The sequence below is a fragment of the Lentzea nigeriaca genome (assembly GCF_016907955.1).
GTDB lineage: Bacteria > Actinomycetota > Actinomycetes > Mycobacteriales > Pseudonocardiaceae > Lentzea > Lentzea nigeriaca.
The window spans coordinates 211,800-228,486 of record NZ_JAFBCX010000004.1 but is presented as its reverse complement, the minus strand read 5'-3'; the positions used below and the strand labels follow the sequence as shown (position 1 = coordinate 228,486).

At 67.4% G+C, this 16,687-nt stretch carries 18 protein-coding genes; 6 read left to right on the top strand and 12 right to left on the bottom strand.

The window, feature by feature from the left end; genetic code table 11:
- Positions 1-18: 18 nt before the first annotated feature.
- Complete coding sequence (locus tag JOD27_RS15505; RefSeq protein ID WP_204762954.1) at positions 19-372, bottom strand: winged helix-turn-helix transcriptional regulator; 354 nt, start codon at positions 370-372, stop codon at positions 19-21.
- Between the two features lie 73 nt (positions 373-445).
- Between JOD27_RS15505 and JOD27_RS15500 the strand changes: the two genes are divergently transcribed.
- Positions 446-1,018 (top strand): flavodoxin family protein, encoded by a 573-nt coding sequence (locus JOD27_RS15500; RefSeq protein WP_204762953.1) that lies wholly within the window; start codon positions 446-448, stop codon positions 1,016-1,018.
- Here JOD27_RS15500 and JOD27_RS15495 read toward each other — a convergent pair whose 3' ends face one another.
- Positions 1,019-2,608 carry a TROVE domain-containing protein gene (locus JOD27_RS15495; RefSeq protein WP_204762952.1) on the bottom strand — a complete coding sequence of 530 codons (1,590 nt, stop codon included), beginning with the start codon at positions 2,606-2,608 and terminating at the stop codon, positions 1,019-1,021.
- Between the two features lie 487 nt (positions 2,609-3,095).
- Positions 3,096-3,746 carry a TVP38/TMEM64 family protein gene (locus JOD27_RS15490; protein WP_204762951.1) on the bottom strand — a complete coding sequence of 217 codons (651 nt, stop codon included), beginning with the start codon at positions 3,744-3,746 and terminating at the stop codon, positions 3,096-3,098.
- Between the two features lie 71 nt (positions 3,747-3,817).
- Here JOD27_RS15490 and JOD27_RS15485 point away from each other — a divergent pair, with 71 nt between their 5' ends.
- The gene (locus JOD27_RS15485; protein WP_204762950.1) at positions 3,818-4,222 is read left to right on the top strand and encodes a hypothetical protein; all 405 of its coding nucleotides are present in this window, start codon (positions 3,818-3,820) and stop codon (positions 4,220-4,222) included.
- Here JOD27_RS15485 and JOD27_RS15480 read toward each other — a convergent pair.
- The gene (locus tag JOD27_RS15480) at positions 4,204-4,527 is read right to left on the bottom strand and encodes a transcriptional regulator (RefSeq protein WP_204762949.1); all 324 of its coding nucleotides are present in this window, start codon (positions 4,525-4,527) and stop codon (positions 4,204-4,206) included. The two genes, JOD27_RS15485 and JOD27_RS15480, sit on opposite strands and share 19 nt — an antisense overlap.
- The gene (locus JOD27_RS15475) at positions 4,524-5,369 is read right to left on the bottom strand and encodes a hypothetical protein (RefSeq protein ID WP_204762948.1); all 846 of its coding nucleotides are present in this window, start codon (positions 5,367-5,369) and stop codon (positions 4,524-4,526) included. The genes JOD27_RS15480 and JOD27_RS15475 overlap by 4 nt, the downstream gene beginning before the upstream one ends.
- Before the next feature lie 167 nt (positions 5,370-5,536).
- On the opposite strand from JOD27_RS15475, the gene JOD27_RS15470 reads away from it, so the two are divergent.
- The gene (locus tag JOD27_RS15470; protein ID WP_204762947.1) at positions 5,537-7,804 is read left to right on the top strand and encodes a glycosyl hydrolase family 95 catalytic domain-containing protein; all 2,268 of its coding nucleotides are present in this window, start codon (positions 5,537-5,539) and stop codon (positions 7,802-7,804) included.
- 60 nt (positions 7,805-7,864) lie between these two features.
- On the opposite strand, the gene JOD27_RS15465 is transcribed toward JOD27_RS15470, so the two are convergent.
- Positions 7,865-8,245, bottom strand: coding sequence for an SSI family serine proteinase inhibitor (locus JOD27_RS15465; protein ID WP_204762946.1), 381 nt, complete (start codon positions 8,243-8,245; stop codon positions 7,865-7,867).
- An 88-nt stretch (positions 8,246-8,333) separates the two neighbouring features.
- The gene (locus tag JOD27_RS15460) at positions 8,334-9,203 is read right to left on the bottom strand and encodes an SGNH/GDSL hydrolase family protein (RefSeq protein ID WP_204762945.1); all 870 of its coding nucleotides are present in this window, start codon (positions 9,201-9,203) and stop codon (positions 8,334-8,336) included.
- Between the two features lie 111 nt (positions 9,204-9,314).
- On the opposite strand from JOD27_RS15460, the gene JOD27_RS15455 reads away from it, so the two are divergent.
- Complete coding sequence (locus JOD27_RS15455; RefSeq protein ID WP_307830141.1) at positions 9,315-10,568, top strand: MFS transporter; 1,254 nt, start codon at positions 9,315-9,317, stop codon at positions 10,566-10,568.
- Here JOD27_RS15455 and JOD27_RS15450 read toward each other — a convergent pair.
- Together JOD27_RS15450 and JOD27_RS15445 are read right to left on the bottom strand one after the other, a co-directional pair.
- A complete protein-coding gene (locus tag JOD27_RS15450) occupies positions 10,500-11,351 on the bottom strand; it encodes an NAD(+)/NADH kinase (protein WP_204762943.1) in 852 nt (283 codons plus the stop codon). The two genes, JOD27_RS15455 and JOD27_RS15450, sit on opposite strands and share 69 nt — an antisense overlap.
- Positions 11,348-12,295: an SPFH domain-containing protein gene (locus tag JOD27_RS15445; protein ID WP_204762942.1), complete on the bottom strand. Its 948-nt coding sequence runs from the start codon at positions 12,293-12,295 to the stop codon at positions 11,348-11,350. The genes JOD27_RS15450 and JOD27_RS15445 overlap by 4 nt, the downstream gene beginning before the upstream one ends.
- Positions 12,296-12,366: 71 nt before the next feature.
- On the opposite strand from JOD27_RS15445, the gene JOD27_RS15440 reads away from it, so the two are divergent.
- A complete protein-coding gene (locus JOD27_RS15440; protein ID WP_204762941.1) occupies positions 12,367-13,044 on the top strand; it encodes an NUDIX hydrolase in 678 nt (225 codons plus the stop codon).
- 189 nt (positions 13,045-13,233) lie between these two features.
- Here JOD27_RS15440 and JOD27_RS15435 read toward each other — a convergent pair whose 3' ends face one another.
- On the bottom strand, positions 13,234-14,241 hold the full coding sequence (locus JOD27_RS15435; RefSeq protein ID WP_204762940.1) for a Gfo/Idh/MocA family oxidoreductase: 1,008 nt from the start codon (positions 14,239-14,241) through the stop codon (positions 13,234-13,236).
- A 9-nt stretch (positions 14,242-14,250) separates the two neighbouring features.
- The gene (locus JOD27_RS15430) at positions 14,251-14,955 is read right to left on the bottom strand and encodes a TioE family transcriptional regulator (protein WP_307830140.1); all 705 of its coding nucleotides are present in this window, start codon (positions 14,953-14,955) and stop codon (positions 14,251-14,253) included.
- Positions 14,956-15,034: 79 nt separating this feature from the next.
- On the opposite strand from JOD27_RS15430, the gene JOD27_RS15425 reads away from it, so the two are divergent.
- On the top strand, positions 15,035-16,150 hold the full coding sequence (locus tag JOD27_RS15425; RefSeq protein WP_275591690.1) for an erythromycin esterase family protein: 1,116 nt from the start codon (positions 15,035-15,037) through the stop codon (positions 16,148-16,150).
- Here the strand turns inward: JOD27_RS15425 and JOD27_RS15420 are convergent.
- Complete coding sequence (locus tag JOD27_RS15420; RefSeq protein ID WP_204762937.1) at positions 16,122-16,628, bottom strand: hypothetical protein; 507 nt, start codon at positions 16,626-16,628, stop codon at positions 16,122-16,124. The genes JOD27_RS15425 and JOD27_RS15420 overlap by 29 nt on opposite strands.
- Positions 16,629-16,687: the final 59 nt, after the last annotated feature.

Here is a 16,687-nt window from a genome sequence, read left to right as displayed (position 1 = left end):
TCTCCGCCGCGCCGCCTTTCACCGGGCGTCGTACACCTGTTGTGCCTCGAGCACCTCGGGCATCCGCGCTTCCAGGTGGTGGATCAACGACAGCAGCCGCTCGGCCGTCTCCCGCCCGAGCGGCGTGAGGCTGTAGTCGACGCGCGGTGGGTTCGTGGGCTGTGCATCGCGGTGCACGAGCCCATCGCGCTCCAGCGCGTGCAGCGTCTGGGACAGCATCTTCTCGCTGACACCGTCGACCCTCCGGCGCAGCTCGTTGAACCGCAGCGGTCCGTCCACGAGCGCGCCCAACGTCAGGCTGCCCCACCTGCCGGTGACGTGCTCCAGCGTCGGACGTGACGGGCACGTCTTCGCGAACACGTTGAACTCCATGTCGCAGAGCATACCTCCAGTGAGCGCTAACTGATGGTTTGCGCTAACCAATAGTTAGTGTACGTTCTGGGGCATGACCTCAGTCGCCATCGCGTACCACTCCGGCTACGGCCACACCGCTGTCCTCGCATCCGCTGTCGAGCGGGGTGCGCTGGAGGCGGGTGCGACCGTGCACCTGATCAACGTCGAGACCATCACCGACGCCCAGTGGGAGCTGCTCGACAACGCCGACGCCATCGTGTTCGGCTCGCCGACCTACATGGGCACGGCGTCGAGCGCGTTCCACAAGTTCGCCGAGGACTCCTCGAAGCGCTGGTTCACGCACTCGTGGAAGGACAAGTTCGCCGCCGGCTTCACCAACTCCGGCTCCAAGAGCGGCGACAAGCTCAACACCCTGCAGTTCTTCACGGTGCTCGCCGCCCAGCACGGCATGCACTGGGTGAACCCCGGCCTGCACCCCGGCTGGAACACCAGCGAGGCGTCCGAGCACGACATCAACCGGCTCGGCTTCTTCCTCGGCGCTGCCGCCCAGTCGAACAACGACGAGGGGCCCGACCAGGTGCACAAGGCCGACATCGCGACGGCCGAACACCTCGGCCGCCGCGTTGCCGAGACGGCCGAGGTGTTCACCCGCGTCGCTGCCTGATCAGAACGGCCAGTCGGCGTTCTGACCTGCCTCGAGCAACGGGACCATGCGGAAAGTCGCGTCGGTGAGGCCACCGAACTCGTGTCGGTTGGCCTTGCCGGTCGCGAACGCCGCCTGCCGGTACCCGCCCAGGTTGAAGCCGTAGACCGGCACGTGCCGCGGCACGACGTCCGCGACGCCCGTTCCGTACGGCCCGGCGATGGTCTGCATGTCCGAGATGATGAACACCCGGTCATGGCCGCGGTAGGTCCGCTGCAGCGACCCGACGATGTCGGTGCCGTGCCCGACCTCACCGATCCGCTTCAGGAACGCGTCGACCGTGCGGATGACCGACGCGCCCGGCGCGATGTCGTGCCGGAACGTGCCGTCCGCGAAGCCGACCACGTCGACCTGCTCGCCCTTGGCGCCCAGCGCGACACCGAAGACCGCCGCGGCCTTGGCCGGGCTGACCTTCGACCTCGCCGAGACACCGCAACCCGTCATCGACGCCGAGGTGTCGACGAGGATCAGCGACCGGCCCGGCAGCGCGGGCAGGTTGCGCAGCGACGCCTGCAGCGCCTGGTCCAGGGCGTGGCCCCAGCGCAGGCTCGGTGCCGCCTCGTACGCGGACAGGAACCGGAACGGGAACTGCCGCGAACGCGCGACCTGGCCGGGGTCGGCGAGGCGTGCCGCGATCTGGGCGGCGACCTCGTCGGACATGCCTGCCTCGTCGAAGTTCCTGAGGTTCCTCAACAGGGCCATGTAACCCATGGACGGCGCGAGCGCCTCCCACACCTCCTTCGTCATCGGGCCCTGCAACCAGCCGGCCACCGACTCCCACGTCATCCCGGCCCGGCGCAGCACGTCGGCGGCGTCGGGCCGCGTGAACAGCTCACGGCGCTGTTCGACCGGCCACGCCATGAGCTCACGGCGTGCCGCGATCACGCGCAGCTCCGGCGGAACCGCCACGTCGCCGTCGCGGCGGCGGTCCAGCACGTGCTGGAAGAGCGAGCCCTGCCAGTCGGCGGCAGGCGAGGGGTGGGCGAGGTTCAGCACGTCGGCCATGCGGAAGCCGCGGGCGTCGCTGTCCCACTTGAGAACCGCGCGCTCGTCGTAGAGGCGCCGCACGGCGTCGGAGATGCCGCGCTTGACCGGCTTCGGCACGCGCCGGCCGTTCACGCTCGTCCAGTAGGCGAGGAGTTCACCCGGCTCGTCCGCGCGCTGCAGCACGGAGTCCACGACGGCCCGGTTGGTGACACCAGCGTCCGACTCGGCGACGAGCCGCGCGTACACGAACTCGGCCGCGCCGACGAGCGACGCGGTGCGCATGTTCGCCTCGCCGCGCAGCCACTTCAGCAGTCGCGCGGTCCACTCCGGATCCGCGAGCGCGGCGTCGTGGACGAGGTGTGCGAACCGGGTGTCACGCTGGTTTCCGGACTCGTAGAAGGTGTGCTCGCCGCCCATGTTCGACACGGCGAGCAGGAACAGCTCGGACTTCGTGTCGCGGGCGTAGCCGTCGCCGCCCTCGTAGGTGCGGCCGGACGGTGCCGGCGCCGTGGCGACCGGGCTGGTGCCCGCCGGACGTGCGCGAAAGATGTTGAACTTCGCCATCGGCTCTTCCCCCCTCAAGACGAAGAAAGGGAGCCACGAACTCCACACGTGTCCGAGATCAAGATCGCGGAAGGTACAAGCTGCTCTGCCGAGCTGAGCTACAGCCGCAATGGCTGGTGGGATTCGAACCCACGACCCGCCCATCCCAAATGGAAGTAGCCCTCTGCTTCGCACCGGACACGTGTGAAGTTGTGTGCTCCCGAGATCAGTTCGCCAACGGGACATTTGCGTTTTGAAGACGAAGTAACCGTTGGCTTCGCACCGGGTGCGAAACTATGTAACCACGCCGCGCCAGCGAATATTTTCTCCGGCCGATGTGGAGTTGTTGGGCGCCCGAGATCAAGTCGCGGAAGGTGACGTGCTCACCGGAGTGAGCGAAGACCGGCCGAGACCGGCTTCAGGAGTCGAACCTGAGTGATCACCAGAAGTAACCCTCTGCTGCGCACCGGGCGCACATTCATACAACCACACGGCGCCAGCGATTTTTCTACGGCGCGGCCTTCACCAGCCGGCGCAGCAGGAAGAAGAGGCCGACGGTCACCAGAAAACCGACAGCGCTGATCATCACGATCTCCTCGATGGTCTCAGCGCGTGACCCCGCGAGCACGTACGCGGCACAAATCGGAACGGTTCCGATGAGCGTGTACAGCGTGAAAGTCCCGAACGGCACCCGCGACACCCCGGCGGACACCGACACGGTCTCCGCCATCATCGGAATACCGCGCGCCACCCCGAAGAACCACGGCCCGAACTGACGCCCCCACCGCCGCATTTCGGTCAGTTCGTCAATGGTCACCACCCTGCGCACCAACCACGGGCGCGCGAACCTGCCGAGGGCGTACCCTGCGGCAGAGGAGCCCAGGGATCCGACGACCGCGAGTGCCAGCCCCAGCGGTACGCCGAGTGCCGTCCCCGCCAGCACGATGAGCGGAGTGGACGGCACAGGCAGCAGCACGTCCACGACGAGCAGGCTGAAGATCGCCACCGCCGCCCACACCGGGTCGATGCCGCGCACCCATGTCACGACTCCCGCGAAGTCGATGAGGTCGAGGGCCTCGAACACGAGCCAGCTCAGCAGGACGAACGCGAGCACGACGAACGGAATCCACTTCCACCGAACGCCCGTCTCATAACTCATCGGGTGATGGTCGCCCACCTCGATGCGCCGGACAATCCGCCAGTGGCGCAGGTTCCGCGAAGGAGACACACATGAGTGACGACCTCGTGCCGTTTCTAGGACACTGGGTGCTCGATCCGGCACGCTCCGCGTACACCGGCGGCGCTCCACCACGAAGCGGTCACTACGACCTGCGCCTGGAGGGCGACAGGTTGGTCGTCAGCATCGAAGGCGTGCTGGGGTCGGGTGATCCCATCCGCACCGGGTACACATTGGACCTGTGGCAGGACACGCCGATGAGCGTCGGCAAGGTCGACCGCGTGCGCACGGTCGTCGAGCCAAGGAAGTTCTGCACGATCGCCTTCGCGGGCTCGCAAGCGGTTGCGCGGGCGTGGCGGATCCTGGGCACCCTCAACGAGATGACGATCGTCCAATCCGCACCGGACGCGTTCGGCGTGTGGCGCGACGACGTTTCCGTCTACCGCAGGCAGTTCTGACGACTGTCGTGCCGCTCGAGCAGTGCCCGCAGCGCTGCCATCTCCGCGGCGAGAGCGGCGCGGCCGGCGCCGGTGATGTGCAGCCACGTCTTGGGGCGCTTCCCCTCGTAGCCCTTCTCCACCTCGACCAGGCCGGCCTGCTCCAGCACGGTGATGTGCCGCGACAGGTTGCCGGCGGTCAGCTCCAGCGCCGACTTCAGGTACGAGAACTCCACCCGTTTCGTCTCGGCCGCGATGGTCAGCACGCCGAGCCGGTGTCGCTGGTGGACAGTGTCGTCCAGCCCCGCGGTGGGGTTCTCGCTCACTGCGCTGCCTCCCGTCGCACGGACCCGATGATCCCTCCGACGAGCAGGACGGACGCCGGCAGCACCGTGCTCGCGAACTGTTCCACCGCCTGCGGCCAGTAGAAGCCGAACCGTCCCGCCTCGTTCACGAACAGCACGGTAGCGGCGAAGACCGCCACGGTGACCGTGCACACCGTGCTGCGCTCTAGAAAGGCGAGGCCGACCAGGCTCGTGGCCAGCACGAGCATCGGGCCGTACGGATAAAACGTGACGAAGTGTGCGAGACCGAACAGTGCGAGCACCGCGAGCGTGAAGCCGACCTTGCGCACGCGCCACGTCGCCGCGACGATCACCGCCACGGTGACGGGCAGGGCGATCTGCCAGCCCACCCGGCCGAAGAACAGTTCGCTCAGCACCGGGACGCCGATCAGCTGCAGCAGCAGCATGAAGATCGTGACCTGGGCGTACACACGCGTCGGCGTCTCCACACCGACCTGCGCGGCGCGCCACCGGTACCACTGGACGACCGCGAGACAACCGCACAGCAGCGCGATGATCCAGTAGATGTCCGCGGCGACGCCCGGCTGGTGGACGTTGAACACGGGGCCCATCAGCTGGCCGGTGGGGTGCAGCCAGTGGTAGAGCCACGGCTGGTCCGCCGAGCTCCACGAGCACAGCCTCGGCTCCACGAGCTGCGGGTCCTGCCCGTTCGGCACGCAGTACTTCGGCGCGTAGAACGGCGTCGCCCCCAGCGTGATCAGCCCGAACAGCAGGAACGGCAGCCAGTAGCCGCGCCGGTCGGCGCGGGCGCGTTCGCGCATCGCGGTGAGGTCGCTGAGCAGGCCCTTCGGATCAACGGTCATGATTAGTTCCCCCAATTGCACTCGTCTGCAATCAGGTTTGCATCACAAACCAGATTGGTCAAGCGCGGGGAAGTTGAACCTCTTGACTCGGCTGGGACGGTCACGAAAGATCCGATGAATCGCCGCCCGCGTGGACCTGACCGCACACTGAAGTGAGGTGCCCAAACGTGGTCGAACTCAACCGGCGCACGCTGATCGGAGGCGCGTTGGCCGGGGTAGCGGGCAGTGCGCTGCTCCCTGACATCGCGTCAGCGGGTGATGACTTCAACTGGCGAGACTTCATCGGGTCATCGGATCTCATCTGGAAGAAGATGCCGACGACCTGGTTCGAGGGGCCGTACCTCGGCAACGGTTTCCTGGGCTCCGGCATCTACGCCGAACCGGGCGCCAACGCCGTCAGATTCAACGTCCAGCACTCCCAGGTGCAGGACCACCGGCCGGAGTTCGGAGCGCTGTTCGGCCTGGCCCGGCTGCCCATCGGCTACTTCACGCTCGAACCCGTCGGCGCGATCACCGCCGTCGACTGGCGGCTCGACCTCTGGAACGCCGAGCTGACCGGCACGATCACCACCGCCGCCGGAAGCCTGAAGCTACGCGCGTTCATCCACACCGAGCGCGACCTCTACGCGATCGACGTTCAGGCGAGCGAGGGCGAGCGTACGTTCAGGTGGGTCTTCCACCCGCTCAAGGCCATCAGCCCGCGCACCGACCCGAAGTGGAACAAGCCCGCACCGGCCGGCTTCACGGACAACCCGCCGGTGCAGCTCACCAGCTCCGGTGACGTGCAGCTCGCGGTGCAGCCGTTGAACGCGGGCGGCGAGCACGTGACAGCGTGGCGCGAGGTCACCCGCGGCACCCGGCGCACGCTGTTCACCAGCGTCGCGTGGTCGCACCCACAGAAGACCGCTGTGCGCAAGGCGATCGGCAACGTCCGGTGCGGCTCGATCGAGGGCCTCGCCGTCGGCCACCGGCTGTGGTGGCACGACTTCTACCGCAGGAGCTTCCTGTCCATTCCGGACAAGCGGCTGCAGGCGTTCTACTGGATCCAGCTGTACAAGTTCGCTTCCGCCGCTCGGAAAGAAGCGCCCGCGATCGCGACATGCGGTCCGTGGCTCGAGAACACGCCGTGGCCCAACACGTGGTGGAACCTCAACGTGCAGCTGGAGTACTGGCTGATCCACGGCTCCAACCACGTCGACTTCGACGCCGTCACGTACTCCGTCGACAGGTATCGCGACGTGCTCGTCGAGCAGGTCCCCGCCGAGTACCGGCACGACTCCGCCGGTGTCCCGCGCACCACCGACACCGTGCTGAACAACGGCGCGGGCATCGGCAACTCCGGTTACGGCGTGGGCATTCCCGGCAAGGACGTGCCGACGCCCGAGGTCGGCAACCTGACCTGGACGCTGCACAACGTCTGGCTCACCTACCGGCACACGATGGACGACCGTGTCCTGCGCAACGTGCTGTTCCCGTTGCTGCGCAGGGCCATCAACTACTACTTCCACTTCCTGACCAAGGGCTCGGACGGCAAGTGGCACCTGCCGATCACGTTCTCGCCCGAGTACGGCGTCAACGCGCCGGACTGCAACTACGACCTCGCGCTGATCCGGTGGGGCTGCCTGACTCTGCTGGAGTCCGCGAAGTCGTTGCGCGTCAACGATCCGCTGATCCCGAAGTGGCAGGACACGCTCGCGAACCTCACGCCGTACCCGGTGGACGCCAACGGGTACATGATCGGCGCGGGTGTGCCGTTCGCGAAGTCGCACCGGCATTACTCGCACCTGCTGCAGATCTACCCGCTGTACGAGGTGACGTGGGAGGACCCGGCCAAGCGGCAGCTGATCGAGACGTCGCTGAACCACTGGATCAGCTTCGAGGGTGCGTTGCAGGGCTACACGTTCACCGGCGCCGCCTCGATCTCCGCGCAGATGTTGCGCGGAGACAAGGCGGACTTCTACCTCGGCGAGCTGATGCGCCGGTACATCAAGCCGAACACGATGTACCAGGAGTCCGGTCCCGTCATCGAAACGCCGCTCTCGGCGGTGCAGTCGATGTACGACATGCTGTGCCAGAGCTGGGGTGGCGTGATGCGCGTGTTCCCCGCGGTGCCGTGGCCGGAGATCTCGCTCGACAACTTCCGGACGCAGGGCGCGTTCCTGCTCAGCGCTTCCCGCCAGAATGGCGCCACGCGGTGGATCAAGCTGCGGAGCGAGGCCGGTGCGCCCTGTGTCGTCCGGACGGACATCAAGGACCCGGTCGTGCGTGATCACACGGGCCGGCCGAAGCGTTTTTCGGTGCTGCCCAACGGAGATCTGCGCATCGAGCTGCGGCGCGGCGAGGAAGCTGTCATCCACCGCAACGGGGACAAGCCGGACCTGAAGGTCGGCCCGGTGATCGGTGCTCCGGCACCGTCGTGGGGTCTGCCCGGCTGAAGGGCGATCTCCGGTGTCCCGCCGCGACGACGGTGCGGCGGGACACCGGAGATCGCGGTCTCAGAAGTCGAACACCTTGCCGGTGTTCACGCGCAGGACGCACGGGTTGGAGTAGGTCTGCTCGAAACTGACCTTCTTCCCGCGCCACTTGCCCTTCAGCGTGGCGATGGTCATGTTGATCTCCATGGTGCACGCGACGTCGGCCGCCGGCTTCATTTTGGTGAAGTCGCCGTTGACGGGAGTGAGGCCGTCGCACGCTTCCTTGGCGTTGCGGTGCGAACCGCCCGCGGGCTGGCAGTTGAGCCGCGTGGTGCTGAGCGTGCCCATCTCCGGACGCACCGACAGCACCAGGCCGGTTGCGGGAGGTGCTGCCTGCGCGGTAGCGGGGACGACGAGAGCGGCCAGCGCGAGGCAGGCAAACAAAAGGGGGGTCCTTGCCATGTCCACACTGTGACGTGGCAAGGACCGAGAATTCCACGCGACTCGGCGGTAAACACCAGATCGTGTAAACCGACGCGACTGCGTGCAACTAGACGCCCGCGAGCCCCGTCCCGGCGAGTGCGGCGACGACCTGCTTACCCACCGCTGCCATGCCGCTCGCATTCGGGTGAACCGGGAACGCCGGCCGGGTGGGGATCAGGCCTTCGACCCACTTGTCCCAGGGAGCCGCGCACACGTCACGGCCGAGGCTGATGTCGTACGGGTTGACCCAGCCGGCGCCCGCGGCTTTCGCCTGCGCGCCGAGCATGCCGTTGAGCAGCTGCTGCATGGTGTCGAGGTACGGCACGTCGCCGCTCGCGATGGGCACGACGGGCCAGCACCCGCCCGATGGCGGCAGGATGCGCAGGTAGCCGACGACCACGATCCTGGCCTTCGGCGAGTGTTGTCTGATGGCCTGCAGGACGTTCGCGACCTTCGGTGCGGTGGCGTCGATGCGTTGCGCGAGTTCGTTGCCGTAGAACGCCTTGCAGGGCGCGCCGTACGGGTCGAGCAGGCCGCGGCTCGCGCAGTTCTGGATGATCTCGCCGAACCCGATGTCGTTGCCTCCGATGGAGACGGTGACGAGATCCGTGTCCGGCTTGAGGGCGGAGAGCTGCGGCACGGACTGGCCGGGGAAGCCGCTCTGCGCGCCTGCCATGTCCTTGGTCTGGGCGCCACCGCAGGAGATGTCGGTGAAGTGGGCGATGCCGAGCTCGCGGGCGATGACCGACGGGTAGTTCTGGGTCGACTTGAAGCAGCTCAGCGGGTCGAGCCGCTGCAGGGGGATGAACGGTCCGGAGACGAACGAGTCCCCGAGTGAGACGTAGTTCCGGTACTGCGGCGCCGCGCTGGCGGTCGGGGCCAGAATCGCTGCTATCAGGGCCGTGAGCAGGGATACAACAGTCACTCGGCGCGTCATTGCTACCTCGTTACTGAAGAGTAGGAACGTAGGACGAAGGGTGACCGGGCCATTGCGCAGTGTCAATCCCTCCACCAGGCTGGAACGATGACGGGGGTACGCAAAGTAGCTGTGGCATCCGCGGTCGGTAACACGATCGAGCTCTACGACTTCCTGCTCTACGGCACGGCCTCGGCGCTCGTGTTCAACAAGATCTTCTTCCCGCAGTTCGACAGCCGCGTCGGCGTGCTGCTGGCGTTCGCCACGTTCGGCGCGGGTTTCGTGGCCCGCCCGCTCGGCGGCGCGGTGATCGGACACCTCGGTGACCGGCTCGGGCGCCGCGCGATGCTCGTGATCACCCTGTCGATGACGGGGCTGGCCACGGCGTTGATCGGCGTGCTTCCGTCCTACGCCTCGATCGGCATCGCGGCACCGGCACTGCTCGTGCTGCTGCGGATCGTGCAGGGCTTCTTCATGGGCGGCGAACAGGGCGGCGCGTCGCTGATGGCCGTCGAGCACGCACCGTCGGGGCGCTGGGGCTGGTACGGCAGCTGGGTGTTCATCGGGTCGCCGATCGGCCTGGTGCTCGCGAACCTGGCGATGTACCTGTCGTCGCGGGTGTCCGGCCCCGGCTTCCTGACGTGGGGCTGGCGCCTGCCGTTCCTCTTCTCGATCATGCTGGTCGGCATCGGTCTCTACATCAGGTTGCGGGTCGCCGAGAGCCCGCGGTTCGAACGGGCCGAGAAAGCGCGGACGCCGCTCGCCGAGGTCGTGCGCACGCAGTGGCGGGTGCTGCTGCTCGGCGCGGGCGTGAACCTCGGATTCCAGATCTTCATCTTCGTGTTGTCGGTGTTCACCATCAACTACGGCCGCACGGCCCTGCGGATGTCCCCGGACGAGCTACTGGTGGCGCAGGTCGTCGGCGGGCTCGCCCAGGTGATCTCGTTGCCCGTGTTCGCCTGGCTCTCGGACCGGGTCGGGCGGCTGCCGGTGATGTTCGGCGGGGCGGTGTTCCAGGCAGCGTTCGCGTTCCCGATGTTCTGGCTGATGGACGCGCGGTGGTTCACCGCGGCGATGGTGCTCGGCTTCATCGGCTCGGGTGCGTTGTTCGGGCCGATGGCCGCCTACTTCGCCGAGCTGTTCCGGACGCGCGTGCGGTACAGCGGGGTGGCGGTGAGCTACCAGCTCGGCGCCGTGCTCGGAGGCGGCCTGGCGCCGTTCGTCGCGACCTCGCTGCTGGGCTACGGAACCTGGGCCGTCGCGCTCTACCTGGTTCTTGGTGCTGTGTTGTCCGGCCTGTGCCTGCTGCTGATCGGCTCAGCGCACCAGGCGGAGCCTGCGGGCAGCGAGCCCGACGCTCAGCCGCTGTCCCCAGCCGAGGCGTAGCGCGTCGCTCTCGATGCCGTCGCCGAACGCCACCAGCCCGTCGGACTCGACGTCGATGGTCAGCGGCTCGCCGGTGATCTCGCCTTCGGTGTGCTCGATGCCGGTGCTCGGCGACGGCCACGCCTCCCGGACGAACCACACGAGCCTGCGCTCGGTCGGTTCGGGAAGGATCAGCCGGCTTTTCCGTTCCCGATGGGCACTCGAGCACCAGCCGGTGGCGCCGGTGCCGGTGCCGACGAGGACACCGGACGAGGCCTGGCGTTCGTCGCGGATGCGGTACCGGCTGGTCTGGTGGCTCGGGTGGCCGACGTAGATCTCGTTGAGCGCGAGGAGGCTCTGCCCGTCGTCGGTCGTCGCCTCGACCATCGTGCGCTCTTCGGTGTTTTCCGTGCTGTGCAGGAGTTCTTGGGCGTCCTGGGGTGCGTGCTCGGCGAGCACGCCCCGCTCCGGGTTGATGCCGATCACGGGCTGGCCGTCGAGGTACTTGGCGACGTTGGCGACCAGCCCGTCCTGCCCGACGATGACGACTACGTCCTCGGGCGCGAACAGGAACCGCGACAGGTCTTCCCTCTCGACCACGCCGCGGCGCCAGTCGAGCGGGATCGCGGCGCTGACAGCTCCCAACGCCCTGCGGGCCTGCTGGTCACGGTCCACCACCTCGTCCAGGGTTCTGTTGCGGGACTTCAGGAAGAACTCGACCTGGCCCCGTGTGCCATGCCGTGCCAGCAACTCTGTCAGCTCGGTGCGCCTGTGCACCAGCACAATTCTCGGGGCGAGACTCATCGGGCCAGTCTCTGCAGGATCGGCTGGATCACGTCCGGCGTGAGGGTGATGCTGCCGATCTCCGGCAGGTTGCCGGCGAGCTCCTTGGCGGCCAGTGCGAACAGCGTTCCCCGCGGGACCTCCTTGTAGGCGTCGAGCCTCGCCTTCTCGCCAGCCGCCTCGGCTTCCGCGAGCTTGCGGATGCCCTCGGCCTTGGCGTCGTCGGCGATCCGGCTCGCCCTCGCGTGATCCTCCGCCTGCTTAAGCGCGTTCGCACCTCGTTGCACGACAAGGAGTTCTTCTCGCTTCGCGAGCTCGATCTGGTTCTGCAGCTCGTTCTCGCTGATGGCTCGCTCCCGTTCCACCGCGATGGCCCGGCGCTCGTAGGTGGCCTTGTCGGCTTCCTGCTGGACCTTCTCGCGGATCGTGGTCTGGAGGGCCTTCTCCATGTCGGCGTCCGGGCGGATGGCGACCACCCTCACGTCGATGATCTCCAGCCCGATGTGGGTGGCGGTCAGGTTTTCCCTGACGGTTTCCTTGACCCTCTCCACGCCGGTCTTGATGGCGGTCTCGAGGTCCAGGGTGCCGAGGATCTTGAGGGCGTGCTGCTGGGTGCTCTCGGTGAGGGTGTTGGCGATCTGGCTCAGCGGGTCCTGGCGCCAGGTTCCCGTGTCCGGGTCGATCGAGAAGTCGATGCGGGCCGTTGCGGTCTCCGGATCGGTGCAGCGGTACGTGATGGTCAGCTGGACTGTCACGTCCTGGTAGTCGCTTGTGCGGGCGTGGAACAGCATCGGCAGTTCTCGGTCGTCCACCGGGACTTCGCTCAGGACCGCGGTTCTCGGACGGAACCAGAAGCTCAGGCCTGTGCCCTCGTGGATGACCTTGCCCTTTCTGATGTGTCTGATGTGGATGGTGGGGGCTCCTCTGAGGTGGCGGAGTCCCAGGTAGGTGCTGATGTCGGCCATGTCGTCCCCTGTGCTCGTGCTTCGCCCTGGTTGCTTGTCGTCAATCTGACGATAACCCTATACTCGGGGGTGTGTACACGCCAAGTGATTTCCCTCCCTTCGCTGTCACGGTCGACCTCGTGGTGCTGACCGTGCGGTCTGACGCGTTGTGTGCGCTGTTGGTTCGGCGAGGGGAGGCGCCGTATCGGGGGCGGTGGGCGTTGCCTGGCGGGTTTGTGCGGGAGTCCGAGTCGGTGGATGCCGCGGCCGCTCGGGAGCTTGTCGAGGAGACCGGGGTTTCCGGGCTGCACCTTGAGCAGCTGGCCACGTACGGGGAGCCTCGGCGCGATCCTCGGATGAGGGTGGTTTCGGTCGCCTACTTGGCGTTGGCCCCTGATCTGCCTGTGCCGGTGGCCGGGACCGATGCTGCGGCTGCCTCTTGGGTGCCGGTGTCAGAGGTTTCGGCGCTGGCCTTTGATCACGCGCGGATCTTGGCTGATGGGGTGGAGAGGGCTCGGGGGAAGCTCGAGTACACCGCGCTGGGAACCGAGTTTTGCGGGAGCGAGTTCACGGTTGCCGAGTTGCGGCGGGTTTACGAGATCGTTTGGGGGGTTTCGTTGGATCCTCGGAACTTCCACCGGAAGGTGACTGGGGTGGAAGGGTTCCTGGAGGCCACCGGGGAGACGACTGCTCGGGATGGAGGGCGGCCGGCTGCTCTGTATCGGCGTGGGGGTGCGTCTGTGTTGTATCCGCCGTTGGTTCGGGGGTGAGTGGGGCGCGCGGGTTTCGTGGGTCGTCCCCCGGTTGCGTTGGCGGGTACCGGTTTCGCGTCCGTAGGTTGGTTGCGGTGCGCGCGTCTGTTCCGGTTGGTTTCTGGGGCTCCGCCCCAGACCCCGCCAGTCCTCGGTACCTTGGGGCGCGGGGGACGCCGAACTCCGGGGGACCCTTGCGCGAGCCTGTCAGAGGGTGACTGAGTCTCCTGTGGCGGCTGACTGTTTGGCTGCCTCGATCACCTCGAGGCCCGTGACGGCGTCCTGGGGTGACACCGGGGCCACCCCGGCGGCCACCGAGGCGTAGAAGTCCTGGTAGGCGCCCGGCTCGGTGCGGTATGGCTTGCCGCCCAACGTGCCCCAAGCCTCCTCGGTTTCTTCGCCCCAGCCGTCGGCGGTGGGGGATTCGCCTGCCTTGAGGCGCTCTTCCTGCGGGTCCATGCCGTGTTTCACGTAGGCCGCGTCGTGGCCGAGGACTCGGAAGCGGGGCCCCAGGTCGGCTGCCAGGGCGCTCATCCAGAGGTGGGAGCGCACGCCGTTCTCGTGGGACAGGGAGAGGAAGACGTCGTCGTCGGCTCGGGCGCCTGGGCGGACGGTGGCGATTTCGGCGTGGACTGTTCGAGGGCGGCCGAAGAGGGCCACTGACTGGTCTACGAGGTGGGTGCCCAGGTCGAAGAGGATGCTGCCGAGGTCGGCCGGGTCGCCTGACTCCTTCCAGGAGGACTTGATTTCTGGGCGGTAGCGTTCGAAGCGGGACTCGAAGCGGTGGACCTTGCCCAGGGCGTTGGTGGACAGGAGTTTCTGGACTGTCAGGAAGTCGCCGTCCCAGCGGCGGTTGTGGAACGGGACCAGCATCAGGCCCTTGGAGTAGGCGATGGAGGCCAGGGCTCTGGCTTCGGCGGCCGAGCCTGCGAAGGGTTTGTCGACCACCACGTTGAGGCCGTGTTCCAGGACCTGGCGGGCGTGGGTCGCGTGGAAGCGGTTCGGGGTGGTGATGACCACCAGGTCGAACTTGCCGGACCAGACTTCGTCCAGAGAGGACAGCAGGCGGGTGGAGGGGTAGCGCTGGGCGACCTCGGCCTGGCGGGCCGGGTTGGCGGTGACCACGGCGGAGAGTTCCAGGCCTGGGGTGGTGGCGATGAACGGGGCGTGGAAGGCCGCCCCACCTAGGCCGTAGCCGACCAGAGCTGTGCGCATGAGATCAGCCTAAGCGTCCCACTTCGTGGACTGCGGGGCGGAGCGTGCGGTCAGGTAGTCGTTGAGCTGGGCCGAGGCGGCGAGCATGGCCAGGCCTCGGGTGTTCAGGCGGTGGCGCCAGTCGGTCAGGGCTGTGGCCAACGTGTCGGTGCCGCCCGCCGTGCGGATCTGGTCTACCACCAAAGCTATGCGGGACAAGGGATAGCCGCCTCGGCGGAGGAGGTGGGCCAGTTCGGCGTCGCGCACGTCCTCTGCGGTGAAGACGCGGTAGCCGGTGGGGTCGCGGGACGGGACGAGGATTCCTGCCTCCTCCCACGCGCGGAGGGTGGCCGGGGTGACGTTCAGGCGTCTGGCCAGTTCGCCGATCGAGCGTGGTTGCAGAACCGGTTCGAAGTCGGTCAGGTCGTGGACGGCTCGGCTGACCGCGTTGAGGGTTTCGCGGTCGCGGAGGAGTTGTTCGTGGCCGCGGTCGATGGTCTGCAGGACGTCGTCGAGGGAGCCGGCGTGGATCGCGTTCATGATCTGGCCCGCCACCGCGTGGCCGAAGGCCGGGATCAGGGCGACGAACGTGCGCAGCGCCGCGGCGTGGACCTCGGTGTAGACGCGGTAGCCGGACGGGGTGCGCGTGGCGGGTGGGAGGAAGCCGGACTGCTCGTAGTTGCGCACCGCTTGGGTGGAGATGCCGTGTTCGCGGGCGAGATCGGACGGGCGCACGGTTGAGACTTTAGACGCCAGAAGCAGCGGGAATCGTGTGAAAGTTTCAATGGAGCTTTCAATGTTACGGTTGAGCCACATGAGCCAGGACATTCGTGAGTTCATCAGCCCTTTCACCGAGATCTTCGCGTTCGGGGAGCCGACGCATCTGGAGCACGCGCACACCTGGATCCGCAACGAGCTGTTCGAGCAGCTGGCCGGGCTGGGCTACCGGTCGATCGCGCTGGAGAGCTGCCGGGTCAGGGGGATGCTCGTCAACGACTACGTCCACGGCGGGGCGGGGGACCTCGACACCGTCATGAAGGAAGGCTTCTCTCACTCGTTCGGGGAGAACTGGCCTGCCAACCGTGAGCTGGTGGCGTGGATGCGTGAGTACAACGCGGACAAAGTGGAGGACGAGCGCCTTTCGTTCTACGGCTTCGACTTCCAGACCGAGACGACCAGTGCGCCAAGCCCGCGGCCCTACCTCGAGCACGCCCGCGACTACCTCGGGGTGGACGTCGACCTGACGATCGACGACGAGAAGTGGGCGCGGGACGAGGCCGTGCTGGACTTCGCCCAGTCGCCTGGGCGGTCGGAGGAGGCCGTCAGGTTGCGGGAGATCGGCACCGATCTGCTCAGGCAGCTGTATCGGCGCAAGGCGGTCGACGAGGCGTGGGTGCGCGCGGAGACGTATCTGACGGCCGGGCTGAGCCTGCTGAGGTACCACCGGGAGTGTGCGGAGCCGAACCCGCTGGGGGTGCGGCTCACCCGCCTCTGTCAGATGCGGGACGGTGTGATGGCGCGGAACCTGCTGGAGATCAGGCGGATCGAGGCGGGCAGGGGGCCGACGTTCGTGTTCGCCCACAACGCCCACCTGCAGCGCACGAACAGTTCGATGGAGATGGGCGGCGAGCGGATCGAGTGGTTCTCCGCCGGTGCGCTCGTGGCGCCGGTGCTCGGTGACCAGTACACGGTCATGGCGGGCACGCTCGGGCGCAACGACGGTTTCGGACTGGCTGAGCCGGACAAAGACACTCTGGAAGGTCAGCTGCAGGGGCGATTCACCACCTGGGGCATGACCAAGGAGAAGCCGCAGGGCAAGACGCGGCAGGACACGTCGCGAGTGATGGGCTACTTCCCGCTCGACCAGCACCTGCTGGCCGGTGTGGACGCCCTGTTGCACGTCAGGGTTGGTCGTCCAGTGACGCGGTGATCCACGGCGCGACGGGCAGGTCGCGCGTCTCGCATTCGATCGCCAGCTTCAGGGTCCACCGCAGGGCTTGTAAAACGACCGTCGCGAGCTCCTGCGGTGCCCCGTTGGCCAGGGCGATCTCGATCTGCTCCGAGGCCGCCTCCTGGTCGCCGTGCACCTCCGCCAGCAACGCTCGGATCGCGGTGCGCACGGGCGGGTCCGCGTCGTCGATCTGGACCTCGCGGCCCTCCTCGTCGAAGACCTGCATCTTCACCGGCGTGGCGCCGCCGGAGCCGAGCGCGCCGACCATGCTGCTGCACTCGGCGAACAGCAGCAGGACGAGCTCCCTGATCTCCTCGTTGCCCTCCGGCGACCCGCTGAGGTAGCCGGTCACGAGGTCCACCGCCACAGCGTCCTCACCGGCCCTGGCCGCGGCCAGCGCCTCACCGGCCACGGCGGTCAGCCGTGCCCAGCGATCTGGATCCTGTGGTGGTCTCACAGGTACTGCCTACCGCGCGGTGTCACGCGTTCGCAATGCCCCATCTTGATCAGAGTGCT